Source organism: Variovorax sp. RTB1, assembly GCF_035018765.1.
Lineage (GTDB): Bacteria > Pseudomonadota > Gammaproteobacteria > Burkholderiales > Burkholderiaceae_C > Variovorax.
The window spans coordinates 43,663-63,391 of sequence record NZ_JASJXG010000010.1 but is presented as its reverse complement, the minus strand read 5'-3'; the positions used below and the strand labels follow the sequence as shown (position 1 = coordinate 63,391).

The 19,729-nt window shown below is 64.3% G+C and carries 23 protein-coding genes; 15 read left to right on the top strand and 8 right to left on the bottom strand.

Going from position 1 to position 19,729, the window contains the following annotated elements; all coding sequences use genetic code 11:
* Position 1 precedes the first annotated feature (1 nt).
* The 5 genes from ligK to QN397_RS09210 all read left to right on the top strand — a co-directional run bounded on the left by ligK (position 2) and on the right by QN397_RS09210 (position 3,838).
* A complete protein-coding gene (gene ligK, locus QN397_RS09230) occupies positions 2-703 on the top strand; it encodes a 4-carboxy-4-hydroxy-2-oxoadipate aldolase/oxaloacetate decarboxylase (protein ID WP_323495986.1) in 702 nt (233 codons plus the stop codon).
* 13 nt (positions 704-716) lie between these two features.
* Complete coding sequence (locus QN397_RS09225; RefSeq protein WP_323495987.1) at positions 717-2,027, top strand: gallate dioxygenase; 1,311 nt, start codon at positions 717-719, stop codon at positions 2,025-2,027.
* On the top strand, positions 2,024-2,290 hold the full coding sequence (locus QN397_RS09220) for a hypothetical protein (protein WP_323500737.1): 267 nt from the start codon (positions 2,024-2,026) through the stop codon (positions 2,288-2,290). Before QN397_RS09225 ends, QN397_RS09220 begins: the two co-directional genes overlap by 4 nt.
* The gene (locus QN397_RS09215; RefSeq protein WP_323500736.1) at positions 2,287-3,030 is read left to right on the top strand and encodes a tripartite tricarboxylate transporter substrate-binding protein; all 744 of its coding nucleotides are present in this window, start codon (positions 2,287-2,289) and stop codon (positions 3,028-3,030) included. The genes QN397_RS09220 and QN397_RS09215 overlap by 4 nt, the downstream gene beginning before the upstream one ends.
* A gap of 118 nt (positions 3,031-3,148) precedes the next feature.
* The gene (locus QN397_RS09210; protein WP_323496064.1) at positions 3,149-3,838 is read left to right on the top strand and encodes a substrate-binding domain-containing protein; all 690 of its coding nucleotides are present in this window, start codon (positions 3,149-3,151) and stop codon (positions 3,836-3,838) included.
* On the opposite strand, the gene QN397_RS09205 is transcribed toward QN397_RS09210, so the two are convergent.
* Entirely contained in the window at positions 3,817-4,590 is a 774-nt protein-coding gene (locus tag QN397_RS09205; protein ID WP_323495989.1) for an SGNH/GDSL hydrolase family protein, read from the bottom strand. The two genes, QN397_RS09210 and QN397_RS09205, sit on opposite strands and share 22 nt — an antisense overlap.
* 72 nt (positions 4,591-4,662) lie before the next feature.
* Positions 4,663-5,589, bottom strand: a complete 927-nt coding sequence (locus QN397_RS09200; RefSeq protein ID WP_323495990.1) for a folate-binding protein — start codon at positions 5,587-5,589, stop codon at positions 4,663-4,665.
* A gap of 51 nt (positions 5,590-5,640) precedes the next feature.
* Here QN397_RS09200 and mltG point away from each other — a divergent pair, with 51 nt between their 5' ends.
* The 7 genes from mltG to QN397_RS09165 all read left to right on the top strand — a co-directional run bounded on the left by mltG (position 5,641) and on the right by QN397_RS09165 (position 11,176).
* A complete protein-coding gene (gene mltG / locus QN397_RS09195) occupies positions 5,641-6,639 on the top strand; it encodes an endolytic transglycosylase MltG (RefSeq protein ID WP_323496065.1) in 999 nt (332 codons plus the stop codon).
* The gene (gene tmk / locus QN397_RS09190; protein WP_323495991.1) at positions 6,636-7,313 is read left to right on the top strand and encodes a dTMP kinase; all 678 of its coding nucleotides are present in this window, start codon (positions 6,636-6,638) and stop codon (positions 7,311-7,313) included. The genes mltG and tmk overlap by 4 nt, the downstream gene beginning before the upstream one ends.
* On the top strand, positions 7,310-8,359 hold the full coding sequence (locus QN397_RS09185) for a DNA polymerase III subunit delta' (protein ID WP_323495992.1): 1,050 nt from the start codon (positions 7,310-7,312) through the stop codon (positions 8,357-8,359). The genes tmk and QN397_RS09185 overlap by 4 nt, the downstream gene beginning before the upstream one ends.
* Entirely contained in the window at positions 8,356-8,754 is a 399-nt protein-coding gene (locus QN397_RS09180) for a PilZ domain-containing protein (protein WP_323495993.1), read from the top strand. Before QN397_RS09185 ends, QN397_RS09180 begins: the two co-directional genes overlap by 4 nt.
* A 69-nt stretch (positions 8,755-8,823) precedes the next feature.
* Complete coding sequence (locus QN397_RS09175; RefSeq protein WP_323495994.1) at positions 8,824-9,642, top strand: TatD family hydrolase; 819 nt, start codon at positions 8,824-8,826, stop codon at positions 9,640-9,642.
* On the top strand, positions 9,639-10,340 hold the full coding sequence (locus QN397_RS09170) for an ankyrin repeat domain-containing protein (protein WP_323495995.1): 702 nt from the start codon (positions 9,639-9,641) through the stop codon (positions 10,338-10,340). The genes QN397_RS09175 and QN397_RS09170 overlap by 4 nt, the downstream gene beginning before the upstream one ends.
* Before the next feature lie 14 nt (positions 10,341-10,354).
* Positions 10,355-11,176, top strand: coding sequence for a 2-keto-4-pentenoate hydratase (locus QN397_RS09165; RefSeq protein WP_323495996.1), 822 nt, complete (start codon positions 10,355-10,357; stop codon positions 11,174-11,176).
* Positions 11,177-11,212: 36 nt separating this feature from the next.
* Here the strand turns inward: QN397_RS09165 and QN397_RS09160 are convergent, their stop codons facing one another.
* Positions 11,213-12,142 (bottom strand): dihydrodipicolinate synthase family protein, encoded by a 930-nt coding sequence (locus tag QN397_RS09160; RefSeq protein ID WP_323495997.1) that lies wholly within the window; start codon positions 12,140-12,142, stop codon positions 11,213-11,215.
* Positions 12,143-12,221: 79 nt separating this feature from the next.
* Positions 12,222-12,986, bottom strand: coding sequence for an SDR family oxidoreductase (locus tag QN397_RS09155; RefSeq protein WP_323495998.1), 765 nt, complete (start codon positions 12,984-12,986; stop codon positions 12,222-12,224).
* Positions 12,987-13,139: 153 nt separating this feature from the next.
* Between QN397_RS09155 and QN397_RS09150 the strand changes: the two genes are divergently transcribed.
* A complete protein-coding gene (locus QN397_RS09150) occupies positions 13,140-14,882 on the top strand; it encodes an IlvD/Edd family dehydratase (protein WP_323495999.1) in 1,743 nt (580 codons plus the stop codon).
* A 115-nt stretch (positions 14,883-14,997) separates the two neighbouring features.
* A complete protein-coding gene (locus QN397_RS09145) occupies positions 14,998-15,744 on the top strand; it encodes a FadR/GntR family transcriptional regulator (protein ID WP_323496066.1) in 747 nt (248 codons plus the stop codon).
* 43 nt (positions 15,745-15,787) lie between these two features.
* On the opposite strand, the gene QN397_RS09140 is transcribed toward QN397_RS09145, so the two are convergent.
* The gene (locus tag QN397_RS09140) at positions 15,788-16,081 is read right to left on the bottom strand and encodes a hypothetical protein (protein WP_323496000.1); all 294 of its coding nucleotides are present in this window, start codon (positions 16,079-16,081) and stop codon (positions 15,788-15,790) included.
* A 192-nt stretch (positions 16,082-16,273) separates the two neighbouring features.
* On the opposite strand from QN397_RS09140, the gene QN397_RS09135 reads away from it, so the two are divergent.
* The gene (locus QN397_RS09135) at positions 16,274-16,477 is read left to right on the top strand and encodes a hypothetical protein (protein WP_323500735.1); all 204 of its coding nucleotides are present in this window, start codon (positions 16,274-16,276) and stop codon (positions 16,475-16,477) included.
* Between the two features lie 130 nt (positions 16,478-16,607).
* On the opposite strand, the gene QN397_RS09130 is transcribed toward QN397_RS09135, so the two are convergent.
* The 3 genes from QN397_RS09130 to QN397_RS09120 form a co-directional block, all read right to left on the bottom strand.
* Complete coding sequence (locus QN397_RS09130; RefSeq protein ID WP_323496002.1) at positions 16,608-17,069, bottom strand: hypothetical protein; 462 nt, start codon at positions 17,067-17,069, stop codon at positions 16,608-16,610.
* Positions 17,070-17,305: 236 nt separating this feature from the next.
* Positions 17,306-18,268, bottom strand: a complete 963-nt coding sequence (locus QN397_RS09125) for a hypothetical protein (protein WP_323496003.1) — start codon at positions 18,266-18,268, stop codon at positions 17,306-17,308.
* A gap of 67 nt (positions 18,269-18,335) precedes the next feature.
* Entirely contained in the window at positions 18,336-19,724 is a 1,389-nt protein-coding gene (locus QN397_RS09120) for an FAD-binding oxidoreductase (protein WP_323500734.1), read from the bottom strand.
* Positions 19,725-19,729: the final 5 nt, after the last annotated feature.

Below are 19,729 nucleotides of genomic sequence, written 5' to 3'. Positions count from 1 at the left end.
CATGTCAATCACGCACACGCTCCAGCAACTCGGCGTCGTTCATCGCAACATCACGCGCGCCGACCCGGCCGCAGTCGAGAAGCTTTCGCGCTTCGGTGTGTCGACGGTGCACGAGGCGCTGGGCCGCCTCGGCCTGATGCAGCCCCGCATTCGCCCCATCTACCCGGACGCGCGCTTCTGCGGCCCGGCTGTCACCGTGCTGCTGCAACCCGGGGACAACTGGATGATGCATGTCGCGGCCGAGCAGATTCAGCCCGGCGACGTGGTTGTCGCGGCCTGCACCACGGACAGCACCGACGGCTTCTTCGGCGACTTGCTCGCCACCTCGTTCCAGGCGCGCGGCTGCAAGGGCCTGGTAATCGACGGCGGTGTGCGCGATGTGCGCGACCTCGCCGCAATGAACTTCCCGGTGTTCAGCCGTGCAATCCACGCCAAGGGCTGCATCAAGTCGACGCTCGGATCGGTCAACGTGCCCGTGGTCTGCGCGGGCGCCATGGTGCACCCGGGCGATGTCGTCATTGCCGATATCGATGGCGTGGTCGTGGTGCCGGCCTCGCTCGCGATGCAGGTGGCCGATGCGGCTGAAAAGCGCGAGACCAACGAAACGGACAAACGCGCCCGCTTCGCCAGGGGCGAACTCGGCCTGGACATGTACGCCATGCGCGAGCCCCTGGCCAAGGCCGGCCTGCGCTACATCGACTGACAGGAGCGCTTGCATGGCTCGCATCATCGGCGCCGTCGCCTGTTCGCACACTCCCACCATCGGCTTCGCCTTCGACAAGAAGAAGCAGCAAGACCCGGTGTGGGCGCCCATCTTCGAAGCCTTTGCGCCCGTGCAGCGCTGGCTGGTGGACAGCGCGCCAGACGTCCTTTTCTTCATCTACAACGACCACGTCAGCTCGTTCTTCTTCGATCACTATTCGGCATTCGCGCTTGGCGTTGGGGAGCGGCATGCGGTCGCGGACGAAGGTGGCGGTGAACGCGACCTGCCGGCGCTTGCAGGCCATCCGGCGTTGGCGCAACACATCGGCCGTTCGCTGGTGGCCGACGAGTTCGACATGTCGTTCTTCCAGGACCGGGCTCTCGACCACGGCGTGTTCTCGCCGATGTCGTTGCTGTGCGCGCACGAGCCCGCGTGGCCGATCCCGGTGGTGCCCTTGCAGGTCGGCGTACTGCAGTCGCCGGTGCCCTCGGCGCGGCGTTGCTGGCGACTCGGCCAGGCGTTGCGGCGCGCCATCGAGAGCTACCCGGAAGACCTGAAGGTCGTGATCGTCGCCACCGGCGGCCTGTCGCACCAGGTGCATGGCGAGCGGGCCGGCTTCAACAACACGGCATGGGACGCGCAGTTTCTCGACCTCATCGAGAACGACCCGGTGCGGCTCACCGAGATGACCCAGGCCGAGCTCGCCGCGCTGGGTGGCATGGAGGGAGCCGAAGTGATCATGTGGCTGGTCATGCGCGGTGCACTGTCGTCCAACGTGAAAAAGGTGCACCAAACCTACTACCTGCCTTCGATGACGGGCATCGCCACCGTCATCTACGAAAACCTGGCGAGCGCACCGATCGGCGGCGGGGTCGAACGCCACCGCCGTCACATCGACGAGCAGCTTGCCGGCATCGAGGCGCTGGACGGCACGCACCCCTTCACGCTGGAGACCAGCGTTCGCGCCTACCGGCTGAACAAGTTCCTTCACGGCATGACGCAGCCCGCGCATCGCTCGGCGTTTCTGGCCGACGAGGATGCCGCGTTCGAGGCGGCGCGCCTGACCGCGCAAGAACGGGATCTGGTGCGAGGCCGCGACTGGCGCGGCCTCATCCACTACGGCGTCATCTTTTTCATGCTGGAGAAATTGGGCGCGGTGATCGGCGTCTCCAACCTGCATATCTACGCCGCCATGCGCGGACAGTCGCTGGAAGATTTCCAGCAGACGCGTAACGCGCCCGGCGCGCTCTATTCGGTCGCCGGCAAAGACGCCGCACCGCAAGCCTGGGATAGCAAGGTTCCTCAACCCACCGACAAGCCATGAATCAACTTTTTCGTCGTCATCTTCTTCGCCGCCCCTGGCTCGCCGTCGCCGGTTTGTTGGTGCTTGGCACTTCGCTCGGCATCGCGACCGCCGCGTTGGCTGCGGACGCCTATCCTTCCAAGCCCATCAAGATCCTCGTCGGCTACAGCGCCGGCGGCGCGGTCGATGCCATCGCGCGTTCGGTCGGCCTGCGGATGTCCGCTGTGCGGGCCAGCCTGTCATCGTCGAGAACAAGCCGGGCGCCGGCACCAACATCGCGGTGAAGTCGCTGATCACCAGTACGCCCGACGGGTACACCTTGCTGCTGGCGGCCAACGCGCTGGCGGTGAATCCGTCGCTTTTCGAGCCGGCCCCGTACGACCTAGACCGTGAAGTGACGCCGATCTCGCTGGTCGGCCGCGTGCCGGTCGTCTTTGCGACCAGCGAGGGTTCCGCCATCAAGACCTTGCCGGAGCTCATCGCAGCGGCCAAGGCCAAGCCCGGCAGCCTGACCGTCGCCACGCCGGGCAACGGCTCTACACCGCATTTGGCAATGGACCTTTTCCAGCACACCGCGGGGCTCTCCCTCCGCCATGTGCCGTACAAGGGTGGCGCACAGGCCATCACCGACGTGATGGGCGGCCATGTCGACGTGGTCGCCATCAACGCGCTCGAAGCGTTGCCGCTGGCCCGGGCCGGCAAGCTCAAGGTGCTGGCCGTGATGAGCGCCGAGCGTTCGGCGGTGCTGCCCGGCGTGCCCACCGTGGCCGAGTCGGGCTATCCAGGCTTCGAGGCCAGTGTCTGGTATGGCTTCGTCGCGCCGGCAGGCCTGCCCAAGCCCATCATCGCAAAGCTGCATGACGCGGTGCAAAAGGCGATCGCATCGCCGGAAGTTCGCGATCAGCTGGCTGCGGCCGGAGGCATACCGTTACCAGGGCCCACGGAGCAGTTCGAGACCTTGCTCAAGGTCGATTCCGCGCGCTACGGCAAGCTGATCCGGGATGCGCACATCAAGCCCGATTGAGATGCCACCCATGCATCGACGCAAGGCCTGCATCTCTGCGCTCGCAGGCGCGCTGGCTTTGGCAACACGTGCCGCGGATGCCCAGGTCGCTGCGCGCCCCTTACCCCTCAATGACGCCATGACGACCACCATTCGCGGCATCTCTTCCATGGCGTCCCGTGCCTTGCTTGCCGACCTGGCCGAAGCCTTTTCGAAGCGTTCCGGCGTGCCGGTGTCTTTCGTGTCGGTGGGTGGCGTCGACGCCGCGCGGCGTATCGACGAAGGGGAGCGCTTCGACCTGGCGGTACTCGACTCGAAGGCGATCGACAAACTGATCGCCAACGGCAAGCTGGACGGCAGCGGCAAGGCCGACCTGTTCCGATCGGATGTCGGCGTCGCGGTGCGCGTCGGCGCCGGGCAGCCGAATATTGCGACGGCTGAAGCACTGCGAAGTGCGGTGCTGGGCGCGGACCGTATCGGTTATTCGACCGGCCCGAGCGGCGTCGAGCTCATGGCGCTGTTCGAGCGCTGGGGCATCGCAGCGGAAGTGAAGGGGAGGCTGGTGCAGGCATCGCCCGGCGTGCCTGTCGGAACATTGCTCGTGAGCGGTGCGGCCACATTGGGGTTTCAGCAAATGAGCGAGATGATCGGGATCCAAGGAATCCAGCTGATCGGCCCGATGCCACCGGAGGCGCGCATCACGACCGTCTTTTCGGCGGCGCCGCTCGCAGGCGGGCAGCAGCCGGCTGCCGTTGGTGATCTGATCCGCTTCCTGGCGTCCGCCGATGCGACGGACGCCAAGCGACGTCACGGCATGGCCGCGGTCTGATCGGGGTACGCGCGGCTCAACTCGACCGGGACGACGACGCTACCACCGCGGCACTCAGGCGCCACCCGGTCGAGCGTTTCGGCGAGCCGTTGGGTCAGCCGCGCCGAGTACGCCTCCCCAGGATGCACCGGGTCCGCCATGTCGGCGGGGTCGAAGTCGACCTGGCTCCAATCGGCGAACTCGACGGCGGTCTCTGCTGCAACGCGCCGCGCTGTGGTGTCGTACTCGTCGCGCAGGGCCATGCCGCCGACAACATTCGAAATGCCAGTGATCACCGCCGTGCGGCGTTGCGCCTTGACATGCAGGACCATGGCCCGCAGCGCTGCTTCGTAAGGGTAGCCTTTGCCGGCATCGTTCATGCCGTATTGCAGGACGACGATGCGGCTCGCAAGATGGATGTTCGTGAACTTCATGGCCTCGGCATATGCGCTCGCGCCGGGCATCGTGCGGTCCGTGACTCCATATCTGGGGCGCAGTCGCCGGAGCATCATGCCGGGTGGATCGGGCCAGCGGTTCAGGCCGTTGTGGGCGCCCCAAAGGATGGAGTCGCCGTAGAGGGCGACCGAGCAATCTGGCAGTTGGCCGGTCGCCCCGAGCTCCCACGCTGCGAGCCGGGGCGCATTGAAGAAGCAGCCTTGCAGGCCGAGGAGTAGAAGAAAGCTGCCCGTCAGCGCGAACCACTGAACATAAGCCCGACGCCCCAGCGCGTGAAGTTCAAGCGCCGGGCGCCGCGAGTTTTCCCATGTGTCCATGCGCCCATGCTCATGTCCAAATGAAGAGGAATATTGGCGACAGGCATCCGAAAGGTCGCCAGGCGCGACGCGTTAAATGTCTTCGAGCAGCGGGTACGGCAACGGCTCGACTGTGAGCGCCGGCCCGCTCGCAGTGCCGGCGTGCAGACCACCGGCGTCCAGCGCGGCGATTTGCATCGAGATCAACGCCGACCAGCCGCCGTCGGGCGCTGGCGCGACTTGCGCGACGGTCCCGACGGATTGTTCTGCATCCGACGCGCCGAACACCTCGTCGCCGACTGCGACCGCGCCATCGGCCTGAACCAAGTAAGCGCGGCGCTTCAGCGTGCCGCGGAACTGGCTGCGCGCCACGATCTCCTGGCCGGGGTAGCAGCCCTTCTTGAAGTTGACCCCGCCGACCGACTCGTAGTTGAGCATCTGCGGCACGAAAGCTTCGACCACCGGCGTGGTCAAGGTCACGATGCCGCTGCGGACTTCGCTCCATTGCCAGAGGCCCAAGTCGAGCGGTGTGCCGGTGGGCGCAGCGCTGTCGGACGGTGCGATCCACAACGCGCGCGGCACGCCGTCGGAGGGGTAGAGCGACACCAGGCTGACCTCGGTCAACGCGGCGCGCTGGCCGGGCGCTGCGGCCGGATCACCGCCGTTGCCGGCAATCGCAGTGCCAGCCAGACCGTAAACAACGAACTCAGCACTTGCATCCGTCAGCTTGGCTTTGGCGCGCATCACGAACATCGACAGGCGCTTGAGCGTTGCAGCCAGGATGTCCTTGCTGCACACCAGCAGGATGGTTTCGGGCTGCGGCTTGATACCGATGAAGCTGGCGATCATCCGACCCTTTGCGGTGCACAGCGCTGCGAGGCGCGCTTCGCCCGCGCCGAGGAGCGCGAAGTCTTGCGTCAGCTGGCCGTGCAAGAAGCTGGCGGCGTCGGGGCCTTCGGCACGGATGACGCCGAGGGTGGAGAGCGCGGGGGTTACCCCATTGAGAACGACAGAGGTCATGGCTGAATTATCATGGCCGACCCTGTTCCGCTCGACCTGCAGGGCCAACCCATGCGACGCTTTTTTCTGACTATTTTTCTGCTGGGCGCCTTCGTTGCGCTGGGGGCCGGCGCGTGGGCTTTGTGGTGGGTCAACCAGCCACTCAAGTTACCGGCGCCTTCGGTCGATCTGTCGGTCGAACCGGGCACCACGCCGCGTGGCATCGCACAAGCCGTGGCAGACACCGGCGTCGAAGTCCAGCCGCAATTGCTTTACTGGTGGTTTCGCTTTTCGGGGCAAGACCGGCAGATTCGGGCGGGCAGCTACGAGTTGGAACGCGGGCTCACGCCACGCACCTTGCTCGCGGTGCTGGTGCGCGGAGAAGAAGCCACGCGAAGCGTCGTGCTGGTCGAAGGCTGGAACTTCCGGCAGGTGCGCTCGGCGCTGGCCAAGTCCGAACAACTCAAGGCCGACACGATGGGCCTCACCGACGACGCCCTGATGGTCAAACTCGGCAAACCCGGCGTGCACCCTGAAGGCCGCTTCTTTCCCGACACCTACACCTATTCCAAGGGATCGACCGACGTCGCCCTGCTGCAACGGGCAATGCGCGCCATGGACAAAAAGCTGGAAGCCGCCTGGGCCGCCCGCGCCACCGATGTGCCGCTGAAATCGGCCGATGAGGCACTGATCCTGGCAAGCATTGTCGAAAAAGAGACAGGCAAAGCCAATGATCGCGCCGAAATCGCGGCGGTATTCGCGAATCGGCTGCGCGTCGGCATGCCGTTGCAGACCGACCCGACCGTGATCTACGGGCTCGGCACGGGCTTCGCCGGCAACCTGCGCAAGCGCGATCTGCAGGCCGACACGCCCTGGAACACCTACCTTCGCACCGGCTTGCCGCCCACGCCGATCGCGATGCCGGGCAAGGCCGCCTTGCTTGCCGCGGTGCAACCGGCGCGCAGCCGGTCGCTCTATTTTGTTTCGCGCGGCGATGGCACGAGCCAGTTCAGCAGTTCGCTCGACGAGCACAACCGCGCGGTCAACAAGTACCAGAGAGGCGGTCAATGAGCGGTTTGTTTTTGACGCTGGAGGGCATCGACGGCGCCGGGAAATCCAGCCACATCGATGCGCTGGCAGTTCTGTTCAAGGCACAGGGCCGCACCATAACGCGCACGCGAGAGCCTGGCGGCACGCCGCTCGCGGAGACGCTGCGCGGCCTGATCCTCGAGCAGCCGATGGATGCGCTGACCGAGTCCCTGCTGGTCTTCGCGGCGCGACGTGATCATGTGCTGAAGGTGATCGAGCCTGCGCTGGCACGTGGCGATGTAGTGCTGTGCGATCGGTTCACCGATGCGACCTTCGCCTATCAGGGAGCGGGGCGCGGGTTCGATACGACGGTGCTGTCGACGCTGGAGCGTTGGGTGCAAGGCGGTCGCGCGGATTTGGGCGGGGCGAGCAGTGCAGGCAACGCACTCTTGCAGCCCGACATCACGCTCTGGTTCGACCTGGCCCCCGCCATCGCCGCAGAGCGCCTGGCTGGCGCCCGCGTGCCCGACAAGTTCGAGTCGCAGCCGGTCGAATTCTTCCGGCGCGTGGCAGCGGGCTATGCCGAGCGCGCAGCAGGCGCCGAGCGCTTCGTTCGCATCGACGCCAGCCAGGGGCGCGACCAGGTCTGGCAGCAGATCGAGGCCGCATTGTTCGATCGCGGACTCATCACCAGAAGTACGGGCGCATCGATATGAGCACCCAAAAACCTGTCGCTACCGGTGTCGGAAACCCAGCACCCGTTCTGTCGCCCTGGTTGCGCGTGCCGCTCGCCGATCTGCTTCGACAACGCGGCCACGCCTGGCTGCTGCAAGGTGCATCGGGACTCGGCCAGTACGAACTCGCCTTGGCGCTCGCCTCGGCCTGGCTGTGCGAGGAGCCCAAGGATGACGGCACCGCCTGCGGCCACTGCACCAGCTGCCACGCTATCGAGGTTCGTACCCACGCCGACCTCTGCGTGCTGATGCCGGAGGTCGCGATGATGGAACTCGGCTGGCCGCTGGACGAAAAGTCGCAGTCCGACATCGACGATAAAAAACGCAAGCCGAGCCGCGAGATCCGGGTCGAGGCGATGCGCGACGCGGTCGGCTTTGCCCAGCGCACCAGCGCACGCGGTCGCGGCAAGGTCGTGCTGGTGTATCCGGCCGAGCGCATGAACCACATCACGGCCAACGCACTGCTGAAAACGCTGGAAGAGCCGGTCGGCGATATCCGCTTCGTGCTCGCCAGCGAGGCCGCGTGGCAGCTGCTGCCGACCATTCGCAGTCGCTGCCTCGGCTTCACGCTGCCGTGGCCGGAGGCGTCGGACGCCCACGCCTGGATGGTCGCGCACGGCGTGCCGGATGCCGATGTCGCTGGCCTGTTGCGTGCGGCCGGCGGCCGGCCTTCGAATGCGCTGCGGCTGGCGCAAAGCGGTCGCTCGCCGAAGGCCTGGTCGTTGTTTCCCAAAGCCATGCTGCGAGGGGATGTCAGTGCGCTTGCGGACCATGCACCCGCGCAGGCCATCGACGCGCTGCAAAAGGTGTGTCACGACCTGATGGCCACGGGCTGCGGTGCCGCGCCCCGTTTCTTCGAGACGGCCGACCTGCCGGCAGTGCCCTCGCACATCGCGTTGGCGCGCTGGTCGAAGTCGCTCGCGAATGCGGCAAAAACCGCGGATCATCCGTTCAACGCCGGCTTGATGCTCGAGGCCCTTGTGAGCGAAGCACGAAGCACCCTAAACTCCGCCGCACAACGCCCATGAATACACCCTTCATTCCACCATCCGCCGGGTTCAGCGGCACGGCAGCGACAGGCCCGGCCCGGCCCAGCGTCATCCAACTGGCGATCAAGGAAAAGGGCGCGCTGTACGCGGCCTACATTCCGCTGTTCGCCGAAGGCGGCATCTTCATCCCGACCTCGCGCGAGTACCGGCTGGGCGACGATGTCTATGTGCTGCTCACGCTGCCGGACGATCCGCAGCGCTATCCGGTGGCCGGCAAGGTCGCCTGGATCACACCGGCACGCGCGGCCGGCAATCGATCACCGGGCGTCGGCATCCGCTTTCCGTCGGACGACAAGTCGCGCCAGCTCAAGGCGCGCATCGAAGAAGCGCTCGGCGGCACGATGGCATCCGACCGCGCTACGCAAACGATCTAAGCGCGCCGACCCGCGCCATCAGCGTCGCGGTGATCGGCGCGGTCTTCTGCGGTTGGCGACAATCGGGGCATGTTCACCGACTCGCACTGCCACCTTACGTACCCCGAACTCACCGAGCAGATGCCGCAGATCCGCGCGGCCATGGCCGAAGCGCAGGTCGATCGGGCGCTCTGCATCTGCACCACCCTTGAAGAGTTCGCCGAAGTCCAGGCACTGGCTGCGCGCTACGACAACTTCTGGGCCAGCGTCGGCGTGCATCCGGACAACGAAGACATCGCCGAGCCGAGCGTCGCCGATCTGGTCGAGCGCGCCGCCTTGCCAAAGGTCATCGCCATCGGCGAAACCGGGCTCGACTATTACCAGATGGAAGAGCGCAAGGGCGGCCGCAGCGTCGCCGACATGGAATGGCAGCGCGATCGCTTTCGCGTGCACATCCACGCCGCGCAGCAAACGCGCAAGCCGCTGGTGATCCACACCCGCGAAGCCTCGGCCGACACGCTGGCGATCCTGAAGGAGGAGGGCGAAGACGCCACCGGAAATGCCGCCGGCGGCGTCTTCCATTGTTTTACCGAAACGGCCGAGGTGGCGCGCGCCGCCCTCGACCTCGGTTTCTACATTTCGTTCTCCGGCATCCTGACCTTCAAGAAGGCGCAAGACCTTCGCGACGTGGCCGCCTTCGTCCCGCTCGATCGCATGCTGATCGAAACCGACAGCCCCTACCTCGCCCCGGTACCGTACCGCGGCAAGACCAACAACCCGTCGTATGTGCCTTTCGTGGCCCGGCAGATCGCAGCGTTGCGGCAACTGCCGATCGAAGCCATCGCCAAGGCCACGAGCGACAATTTCGAAACTCTTTTCAGCGGTGCCAAAGCCGCCGTCTTTAAATGAAGTATCACTTTAAACAAGCGCTGTATCTTGTTGGTTTCTATTGTTCTTTTTCAGCGCATGCTGGCTCGTTCGATGACTTTTTCAGGGCTGTGCGTGGCGACAACGCAAGCGGCGTCTCCGATCTGATAAAACGCGGTTTCGACCCCAACACCAAGGATGAAAAAGGCCAGACCGGCCTGTTGATCGCCATGCGCGAGCCATCGCCGCGCGTCATCGAGGTACTGATCGCTTCGCCCAAAACCAACGTCGAAGCTCGCAACGCGCAGGACGAAAGTCCGCTGATGATGGCGGCGCTCAAAGGCCAGCAGGACATCGTCGCCAAGCTGATGGCTCGCGATGCCGACGTCAATAAACCGGGCTGGACGCCGTTGCACTATGCGGCCTCTGGCGGCAACGTCGAGATCATGAAGAAGCTGCTCGAGGCCTTTGCCTTCATCGACGCGCAGTCGCCCAACGGCACCACGCCGCTGATGATGGCCGCGATGTACGGCTCGTCGGACAGCGTGAAACTGCTGCTCGACGAAGGTGCCGACACTGCGATGAAGAACCAGCAGGGCATGACGGCCCTGGACTTCGCGCAGCGCGGCAGGCGGCCAGACGCGGTCGGGCTGATCACCGCGGCGATGCTGGCCAAGCCGGTTGTGAGGCCGCCGGCAACCCCTGTCGACAAGCCAGCGGCCACCGAGGGGAAGTGGTGAAGCAAGGATCAGCAATGGAGACAGAACAAACGGACTTCCCCGCAGCGCAAGACGTCGCCGAATGGCTCACGAAGCAGCACGCCGACAGCCGCCGCTTCGAGCCCTTCGCCGCCGCCCGCGGCATTCGGACGATGCCCGATGCGTACCGCGTGCAGGACCGTTTCAACGCCCTCCGTTCAGCGAGCCGCGCCGTTTCACGCGCTGGCTACAAGATCGGCCTGACATCGACCGCCATGCAGGCGATGTGCGGCATCGACACGCCCGTAGCGGGCGTCGTGTTCGCCGACCGCGTTCATGCTTCGGGCGCCGTGCTCAAGCCTTCGGCTTACGGCCGCTTCGGCATCGAGTTCGAGATCGCGGTGCGCATCGGTCGCGATCTGGCGCCGTCCGATCGTTCTGGTCAACCCGTCACGCTCGCGGAAGTCGTTGCGGCCATCGACGGTGTCGCGCCGGCCATCGAAATCGTGGACGACCGGGGTTGCGACTACAAGACGCTCGACATGCTCTCGCTGGTTGCCGACAACGCCTGGAACGCCGGCATCGTCGTAGGCACCTTCCAGTCGAGCTGGCCTGATCTGGCGTCGGTCGAAGGCAGCGTCATTACCGAAGACGGCAGCGTCCTCGATACCGGACGCGGCGCCGACGTGCTCGGCAATCCGCTGCTGTCGGTGGTGTGGCTGGCCGAGCATCTCGCTGCGAGCGGAGGCAGTCTGCGGAGCGGCGACATCGTGATGACGGGCAGCATGGTCACCACCAAGTTCCCGAGCACGTCGGGGCGTTTCCGCTTCGAGGTTTCAGGGCTGGGTTCGGTCGAGGTGCAGGTCGACGCCGGATGACTTCGAGTGGGTCGAGACCATTCCCAAGACACGGGCCTAACGCCCCCAGCGCAGCACCAATGGATCCAGTCTGCGAGCAGACTCCAGCAGCCCTGCGCGCACTGCAGGATGCATCGCAGGGAAGGGATGGCGCGGTGCCTCGCAGGCGATGACGCCGCCTTCCTGCATCAGCACCTTCGCGGTGAGGATGCCGCCTTGGCGGTTCTCGTAGTTGATGAGCGGCAGCCATTGTTGGTAGGCGGTTGCCGCATCGTCGCGCTGTCCGGCACGCCAGGCATCCATGATCTTGCGGATGCCGTCCGGATAGCCACCGCCGGTCATCGAGCCGGTTGCGCCGGCGTCGAGGTCGGGCAGCAAAGTGATGGCTTCTTCGCCGTCCCACGGGCCTTCGATCGCATCGCCGCCGAGCTTGATCAGCTCTCGCAGTTTGGAGGCCGCGCCAGCCGTCTCGATCTTGAAGTAGCGCACATGCTCGATCTCCCGGGCCATGCGCGCCAAGAAAGGCGCCGACAGTACGGTGCCGCTGACCGGCGCGTCCTGAATCATGATCGGGATGTCGATGGCATCGGACAGCGCAGCATAGAACTCGAAGATCTGTGCCTCTGGCACCCGCAGCGTGGCGCCGTGGTACGGCGGCATCACCATCACCATGGCGGCGCCTGCATCCTGCGCGCGGCGGCAGCGCTCGGCACAGATGCGCGTGCCGTAGTGCGTGGTGGTGACGATCACCGGCACGCGGCCCGCCACATGCGTGAGGATGCAGCGCGTGAGCACCTCGCGCTCCTCGTCGGAGAGCACGAACTGCTCCGAGAAATTCGCCAGGATGCACAGGCCATCGGAGCCCGCGTCGATCATGAAATCGACGCAACGCTTCTGGCTTTCCAGGTCCAGCTCGCCCTGCTCGGTGAAGGTGGTCGGGACCACGGGAAACACGCCTTCATAGCGCCTGGATTTTGTCGATGTCATAGGTTCTTTCAGAACGAGAACGGACCAGAACGAAAACGGGGTTCAGGCAGTGCTTGTCAGCCGTGTACCAGCCGGCGAGTCAAACCCAGCCTCCATCCACCACGAAGTCTTGTGCGGTACACATCGCACTGTCGTCTGCCGCCAAAAAAAGCGCCATGCGAGCGATGTGTTCGGCCAACAGCGGACGGTTGATGCACTGACCTCGCGCGATGTCTTCACGCGCTGCATCGTTGACCCAGAGGCGAACCTGTTTTTCGGTCATCACCCAACCCGGGACCAGCGTGTTGACGCGGATGTTGAACGGGCCTAGGTCGCGCGCCAGGCTGCGTGTGAGTCCCTGCACGGCGGCCTTGGACGTGGTGTAGACCGGCATGCCGCCCTGTTTGAGCATCCAGCTGATCGAGCCGAAGTTGACGATCGACCCACCGCCTGCCTGCCGCATGTCGCCGGCGACGTTCTGTGCCGCGAAGAACTGGTGCTTCAGGTTGACGGCGACGCCCGCATCCCAGCTCGCGGGCGTGGTGTCTTCGATGCGATGGCGCCGGTCGTTGGCTGCGTTGTTGAGCAGCACGGTGATCGGCCCGAAGCGGCCGCGCACGGCGTCGATCGCTGCATCGAGGGCGGCGATGTCGGTGACGTCGGCAGGGCAGAAGACCGGTGCGTGCGCAGCGCCGGCAAGCGTCGTTGCGAGTGCCTTGCCAGCGGCCTCGTCGATGTCGACGAAGCCCACCTTGGCGCCCTGCATCACGAACTCCTCGACCAAAGTGGCACCGATGCCGGTGGCACCGCCGGTGATGAGGACGGTGCGATCGGCAAGGCTGGGATAGCGGGCGTGGTCGGTCATTGCGGGGCCTGCGCGGTGGCGCGATAGAGTAGGGCGGCCGATTATGTAGTCTTACTTAATCTCGTCAAAGGGCGAGACATAGGGGTTTGTACTGAAACAATCGATCAATTAGTCTGACTATATTTCTTGGCTCACCTATTCACGAAGGTTCCCATGTCGAAGTCGCCCGTCAAGCTCAGGTCCGCCGAATGGTTCGGAACCACCGACAAGAACGGGTTCATGTACCGCAGCTGGATGAAGAACCAGGGCATCCCGGACCACGAGTTCCACGGCAAGCCGATCATTGGGATCTGCAACACCTGGTCGGAGTTGACGCCGTGCAACGCGCACTTCCGCAAGATCGCCGAGCACGTGAAGCAGGGCGTGTTCGAAGCCGGCGGATTCCCGGTGGAGTTCCCGGTTTTTTCGAACGGCGAATCAAACCTGCGACCGACCGCCATGTTCACCCGCAACCTGGCGAGCATCGATGTCGAGGAGGCCATCCGTGGCAACCCCATAGACGGCGTGGTGCTGCTGGTGGGGTGCGACAAGACGACGCCCGCATTGCTGATGGGCGCCGCCAGTTGCGATATTCCGGCAATCGCCGTCACCGGCGGGCCGATGCTCAACGGCAAGCACGAAGGCCGCGACATCGGCTCCGGCACCGCCGTGTGGCAACTGTCCGAACAGGTGAAGGCCGGCACCATCACGCTGCACCAGTTCATGTCGGCAGAGGCGGGCATGTCGCGCTCTGCCGGCACTTGCAACACGATGGGCACCGCATCGACGATGGCCTGCATGGCGGAGGCGCTCGGCGTGACCCTGCCGCACAACGCCGCGATTCCCGCGGTCGATTCGCGCCGCTATGTACTGGCCCACATGTCGGGCATGCGCATGGTCGAGATGGTGCGCGAAGACTTGCGCTTGTCGAAGCTGCTGACGCGCCAGGCTTTCGAGAATGCGATCCGCACCAATGCAGCAATTGGCGGCTCGACCAACGCCGTGATTCATTTGAAAGCCATCGCCGGACGCATCGGCGTCGAGCTCGCACTCGACGACTGGACCACCGTGGGGCGCGGCACGCCGACGCTGGTCGACCTGATGCCGTCCGGCCGTTTTCTGATGGAAGACTTCTATTACGCAGGCGGTCTGCCGGCCGTGCTCCGCCGCATGGGCGATGCCGGACTGCTGCCGCATCCGGGCGCGCTGACCGCGAACGGGTCGAGCCTGTGGGACAACGTCAAGGACGCGCCGATCTACAACGACGAAGTGATCCGCCCGCTCGATCGCCCGCTGGCCGCGGACGGCGCGATGTGCGTGCTGCGCGGCAACCTGGCGCCACGGGGTGCCGTGCTGAAGCCCTCGGCGGCAACGCCGGCATTGCTGAAACACCGCGGCCAGGCTGTAGTCTTCGAGAACCTCGAAGACTACAAGTCGCGCATCGCAGACCCTGAACTCGCCATTACCCCGGACTCGGTGATGGTGCTGAAAAACTGCGGCCCCAAAGGCTATCCCGGCATGGCCGAGGTCGGCAACATGGGCTTGCCGGCAAAGCTTTTGGCGCAGGGCGTGACCGACATGGTCCGCATCTCGGATGCGCGCATGAGCGGCACAGCGTACGGAACGGTGGTGTTGCACGTCTCTCCGGAGGCCCGTGCCGGCGGCCCGCTTGCCGTGGTGCGCGAGGGCGACTGGATCGAGCTCGACGCGATGCAAGGGCGCCTGCACCTGGACATCTCCGAGGCCGAGCTCGCATCGCGACTGACCGCATGGCAGGCGGAGCAACGACCCGATCCGGCCGATGCGAGTGGCTACCGCAAGCTCTATGTCGAGCATGTGCTGCAGGCCGACGAAGGCTGCGACTTCGACTTTCTGGTCGGCCAGCGCGGCTCGGTCGTGCCGCGGCATTCCCACTGAGCCACAGCGCGACAGCGCAACAGCGCAACAGACAGCCATAACAATTTCAGGAGACAGCACCATGGACGGCATCCAGATCGTCGGACTCGACAAACCCGTACGAATTGCCGCCGAAATGAAAGGTTCTCACAGCGCCCCGGGATATCACCAGCCGCCGGACCGCAAAAGCATGCACTCGCAGATCGTCCGCGATCTGGGCATGCGCATCGTCTCCGGCGAGTACCGGGTCGGCGACCGTTTGCCGATGGAGGCGTCGCTCTGCGCCACCTACGACGTCAGCCGGCCGGTGTTGCGGGAAGCGACGCGAGTGCTGGTCGCCAAAGGGCTCGTGCTTTCCAAACAGCGTGCGGGTGCCATCGTGCGGCCACGCAACGAGTGGCATCTGCTCGATCCCGACGTTCTGTACTGGCTCATTCAGGCCAAACCACAACCCGAGTTCGTGCAAACGCTGCTGACGGTGCGACGGATCTTCGAGCCGGCGGTGGCGGCACTTGCGGCCAAGGTGGCCAGCGACGAAAGCCTTCAGGGCGTGGCGGAGGCCTATGCCGGCATGGAAGCCGCAAAAACGATAGACGAACTGCTGGAGCCCGACCTGGCGTTCCACCGCCGCATTGCCGAAGCGACCGGCAACGATCTGCTGGCGTATATCGGCAACATGTTGTCGCTGGCGTTGCGCGAATCGATCAAGCTCAGCAGCAAGCTGCCCAACACGCATTCGCTGTCATTGCCGCGGCACAAGGCCATCCTCACTGCCTTGCTCAGCCGGGACTCTCTGGCTGCGCGCCAGGCAACGTTGCTGCAGCTCGAAGAGACGAGGGGAGATCTGTCGGTCATTCTCGATTCGGGGATCGATCTGGCGTAGACCAGCTATGGCGTTCGAACCAGTCTTGAACGGCTGGGGATGGCTAAAACGAAGCGGTCGCCCAGTCAGAAAGACGTTCGAACAGCGTGGTGGGCGGTGCATCGCGTTTCATAGCCGACGACGCGCTGCTTGCGCGCCAGGCTGCTACCGATTCGATCGCAGCGGCGATGCGCTCGGCGTTGCCACTGACGTCCTGACCACTCCGACGAAGTGAGCCGGCGATGGCTCTGAGTTCTCCGGGTGCAAGACGTTTGGTACTGCGCAAGTAGTCCGACAAGGTCAGCACTTTCTTAAAGCGTTGAAATTGGTTGGCGATGGGAAAGCGCGCACGGTGCATGTAACTAATTGTAGTTAGTTTTTGTTTTCTGTCGAGCCGTTGAGTCGAATCATGGCGGCGAACCCAATCAGAAATAATACAATGTATATTATGTTAAATGCCAATTGCGGAAGACGATCGATGCGCACCTGATCGATCCGGCTTCGGGATTCACTGGATTGACCAAGTCATCCCAGGTTCGGATCATGGCCAATGGTCCGACTGCTGGCGATTCTCCTTAGTGCCCTTGTCATGGGCGGCCTGGTCTACGTCTTTGGCGCGTTCGTGCTGTTGGCCATGCCCTTGATCCTCATTGCCATCGTGTTCGCTGAAACGCATGGCCGTCGACAGTCGCGCCAGATGTCTCGCAAGAAGCCAATGGAAACTGAAACCTCTACGACTTCGACAGAGCGCTAACCCGGTAACGCTTTGGCCAAGGAGGCGCGCGAGTTCCTCGCCGGCTGCAACGACACGATCTATACGACGTCGGTCGAAGGCGTCATCAACACCCGGGACGGCGACATTCAATCCTGGAACTGCTGGTCGTCTATCTGCGGTAGCTTGGTGTCTCGTAGCGGGCACGGGCCACGATCTCGAGTGACGCCACGCGGGAACGCTCGACCAACAACGGTTTCTTCCACTCATCGGCGACCTTGTTTCGCTCCGCGACAATTTTTCGAACGAGCAACTTCGTTCCGACCGCCAGCACGAGCGGCCAGCACAGCAGCAACCCCGGACCGACCTCGTCGACCAGGCGCGCCACTCCATAGCCGCTCGCCGATGCCACGACAACGGCTGCGATCGGTAACAGGCCAACGGCGAAAACAATGGCCCAGACTTTGAACCCGATGGCAGTTGCTGTGTAGTGCGGCAGGGTTCCTGACCACGGCTCGGTGTCGTCGAAGGCCGCGCTTCGATCGAATGTCGTCCGGTAGGAAACCGCTCGCTGAGCGCGTTCGACGGGTCGAGAACTCACTCGAGGCCACCTGTTAATCAGGAATCGTTTCATAGCTCACATCCTCCGGATCGGTAGAGTGCTACGCGTGCCAGTGCTCCCGGTTACTAACTCGACGTTCCAGCAAGGCCGAAAAGCGTATTCAGCAGTGTCGGCACTTACGGAACGCGGCACAGCGCGGAAGCGCACACAACCGCGATGGTCGGCCGTTCAAAGTCCAACTGACGGCCGTCGCTTCTTTGACCATCACATAGCACCGTCGCACGACGGCCAGCTACCAGCCGTACCCTTTAGTCGTACAGTGCCTTCGCCTCGACCTCGTACGCGGGATAAGACGCCTTCATCACCGCCCCGTTCAGGATCATTTCCGCCACCAGCGGCCGCGATGCCACCGTACCGTCATAGACACGCGTGCGTATCCAGACCGACTCGGTGCGCGCGCTCTCGCTCAGGGCGACGATCTCTCGCTCCAACTCGTAGTCCTGGTCGACGAACAGCGGCCCCGCGATCAAGCGGATTTCTTGTCCCGCGAACAGTCCGACGGCTGGCTTGCGACCGCTCAGGCCGGACTCACCCGACGTGCTGCCGAGCAGCACGCTGATCATTTCCATCGGAATGATGGCGCGGCCCCATGGCGATTCGGCCCCGTGTTCGCGCGTGTACCAGGCACAGGGTTCCGTGATGACCGCGAGCTTGTCGGCGAGCGTGAAGGGATAGTGGTCGCCCATGTGCTGATCGAACCCCATCCGGATTTTTTCGACCGCAGCACCCTGCTGCCCCACCTTCAGGTCGCGGTTGATCACAAGCCCTGTGGCCGGTCGCAGTTTGGCGATGCGCTGTTGAATCTCATGCGGCACATCGGTCGCATCGCCCACCGAGGCGGTGCCGGTCAGCACCGGTGTCCCGTCGCGCTTCTCTGCGTGGATACGCACCAGACGCGGCGACCCTTCTTCAGGCGACAACGGCAGATCGACAAAGGCACGCACCTCTTCGCCTTCAACCACCATGTTCTGGTAATGCGCGCTGATGCAGCCAGTCTCGAACCACGCCTGGCCAAAGACGTGGAACAGCAACGGGTCGAACTGGCTGAAGTGCGTCGGCCCCTCGATCGGGCCAGCGCGAAGGCCCAGGCCCTCGGCCATGGCATCGTCGTGGATGGATTTGTGCCCGTCGTACTTTTGATCGGCCAGCATCTGGCGCGGCGTGCGCAGTGCACCGCAGAGAGTCGGTGATTGAGTGAAGGGTTTGGTCATGATGTTTCCAGTGCGTTTGCCGCCATCGTAGTCGGGGCCCGATGTCCGCGGACCCACTGTCCCGCCCTTAAAAAACCTTGCCGGGATTCAGCACGTTGTGCGGGTCGAGCGCTGCCTTGATGCGCTGCATCAAGGCAATCTCCTCCGGCGATCGAGTGAACGACAAAAACGGCTTCTTGACGAGCCCGATGCCGTGCTCCGCCGATATCGTGCCGCCCATGCTGCGAACCATTTCGTAGACCAGGACATCGACTTCGGCATGCGGCTGATGCGCGCCCGCAGAAGGTACGTTGACGACGACATGCAGGTTGCTGTCACCGATGTGCCCATAGCAAAGCACGTGCGCGTCCGGCCACTGCGCCTTGACCTCTCGCTGCACGCGATACACCGCCTCGCCCATCAGTGTCGTCGGCAAGCCGATGTCGAATCCGATCACCGCACCGAGCACTTTCGGATACTCCGAGACGCTGTCGCGGAGGGCCCAGAGTTCCTTCGCGTCACGTTCAGACGCACCGATCACCACATCGGTGAGGGCGCCCTCCTCCAGCAAGGCCGAAAGACACGCCTCCAGGTGCGCCGATTCGCCCTCTTCCCTAAAGCCGCTCGCCTCGATGAGCACGTAGACGCCGTGTGCCTCGGCAAAGGGTTTGCGCAGTTGCGGCAGGCCGGCCGTCATGCAGTCCACGAAGCTCGGCCACATCACTTCGAAAGCTGAAAGAGACGGGCCGAGCTTGGCGCGTGCGGTCTTCAGCAAGGTCAGTACGGCCTCGTAGTCGCGGCAGCCGCACATCGCCGTGGCGATTGAAATTGGCTTGGCCTGCAGGCGCAACACGACGCGCGTGATGATGCCGAGCGTTCCTTCCGATCCGATGAACAACTGCTTGAGGTCGTAGCCGGCGTTGTTCTTGATCATCTTGTTGAGCGAGCTGACGATGGTTCCGTCGGGCAATACATATTCGAGCCCGAGCACCTGATCGCGCGCCATGCCGTAGCGGATGACCCGATTGCCACCGGCATTGGTGGACAGATTGCCGCCGATGCTGCAGGAGCCACGTGCACCAAGGTCCAGCGGAAAGTACAGGCCGGCTGCTTCCGCCGCATCCTGTATCTCCGAAAGCCGCGTGCCGGCCAGCACCGTCATCGTACCCATCACCGCATCGATTTCCTCGACGCCGCTCATGCGTTCGAGCGACATCGCCACGCCGCCGGCGACCGGTTGCGCACCGCCTGCCAGCCCGGTGAGGCCGCCCTGTGGGACGAGCGCGATACGCCGCTCGTTGCACAGCGCCATCGCAATCGAGACGTCCTGTGTCGTCCTCGGCCGCACCAGCGCCAAGGGCTGAACCGGCGCGAGCCCGCTCCAGTCATGCCAGTACTTCGGCTCGATCGCTTCGCCGAACGTCACTGTGTTGTCGGGCAGCGCGGATTGGAGTTCGAGTTCGAAGGTAATTGGCATGGTGT

Coding starts and splice junctions, on each gene's coding strand:
- ligK (WP_323495986.1), top strand. CDS start 2: ATGTCAATCACGCACACGCTCCAGCAACTCGGCGTCGTTCATCGCAAC.
- QN397_RS09225 (WP_323495987.1), top strand. CDS start 717: ATGGCTCGCATCATCGGCGCCGTCGCCTGTTCGCACACTCCCACCATC.
- QN397_RS09220 (WP_323500737.1), top strand. CDS start 2,024: ATGAATCAACTTTTTCGTCGTCATCTTCTTCGCCGCCCCTGGCTCGCC.
- QN397_RS09210 (WP_323496064.1), top strand. CDS start 3,149: ATGACGACCACCATTCGCGGCATCTCTTCCATGGCGTCCCGTGCCTTG.
- QN397_RS09205 (WP_323495989.1), bottom strand. CDS start 4,590: ATGGACACATGGGAAAACTCGCGGCGCCCGGCGCTTGAACTTCACGCG.
- QN397_RS09200 (WP_323495990.1), bottom strand. CDS start 5,589: ATGACCTCTGTCGTTCTCAATGGGGTAACCCCCGCGCTCTCCACCCTC.
- mltG (WP_323496065.1), top strand. CDS start 5,641: ATGCGACGCTTTTTTCTGACTATTTTTCTGCTGGGCGCCTTCGTTGCG.
- tmk (WP_323495991.1), top strand. CDS start 6,636: ATGAGCGGTTTGTTTTTGACGCTGGAGGGCATCGACGGCGCCGGGAAA.
- QN397_RS09185 (WP_323495992.1), top strand. CDS start 7,310: ATGAGCACCCAAAAACCTGTCGCTACCGGTGTCGGAAACCCAGCACCC.
- QN397_RS09180 (WP_323495993.1), top strand. CDS start 8,356: ATGAATACACCCTTCATTCCACCATCCGCCGGGTTCAGCGGCACGGCA.
- QN397_RS09175 (WP_323495994.1), top strand. CDS start 8,824: ATGTTCACCGACTCGCACTGCCACCTTACGTACCCCGAACTCACCGAG.
- QN397_RS09170 (WP_323495995.1), top strand. CDS start 9,639: ATGAAGTATCACTTTAAACAAGCGCTGTATCTTGTTGGTTTCTATTGT.
- QN397_RS09165 (WP_323495996.1), top strand. CDS start 10,355: ATGGAGACAGAACAAACGGACTTCCCCGCAGCGCAAGACGTCGCCGAA.
- QN397_RS09160 (WP_323495997.1), bottom strand. CDS start 12,142: ATGACATCGACAAAATCCAGGCGCTATGAAGGCGTGTTTCCCGTGGTC.
- QN397_RS09155 (WP_323495998.1), bottom strand. CDS start 12,986: ATGACCGACCACGCCCGCTATCCCAGCCTTGCCGATCGCACCGTCCTC.
- QN397_RS09150 (WP_323495999.1), top strand. CDS start 13,140: ATGTCGAAGTCGCCCGTCAAGCTCAGGTCCGCCGAATGGTTCGGAACC.
- QN397_RS09145 (WP_323496066.1), top strand. CDS start 14,998: ATGAAAGGTTCTCACAGCGCCCCGGGATATCACCAGCCGCCGGACCGC.
- QN397_RS09140 (WP_323496000.1), bottom strand. CDS start 16,081: ATGCACCGTGCGCGCTTTCCCATCGCCAACCAATTTCAACGCTTTAAG.
- QN397_RS09135 (WP_323500735.1), top strand. CDS start 16,274: ATGGTCCGACTGCTGGCGATTCTCCTTAGTGCCCTTGTCATGGGCGGC.
- QN397_RS09130 (WP_323496002.1), bottom strand. CDS start 17,069: ATGAAACGATTCCTGATTAACAGGTGGCCTCGAGTGAGTTCTCGACCC.
- QN397_RS09125 (WP_323496003.1), bottom strand. CDS start 18,268: ATGACCAAACCCTTCACTCAATCACCGACTCTCTGCGGTGCACTGCGC.
- QN397_RS09120 (WP_323500734.1), bottom strand. CDS start 19,724: ATGCCAATTACCTTCGAACTCGAACTCCAATCCGCGCTGCCCGACAAC.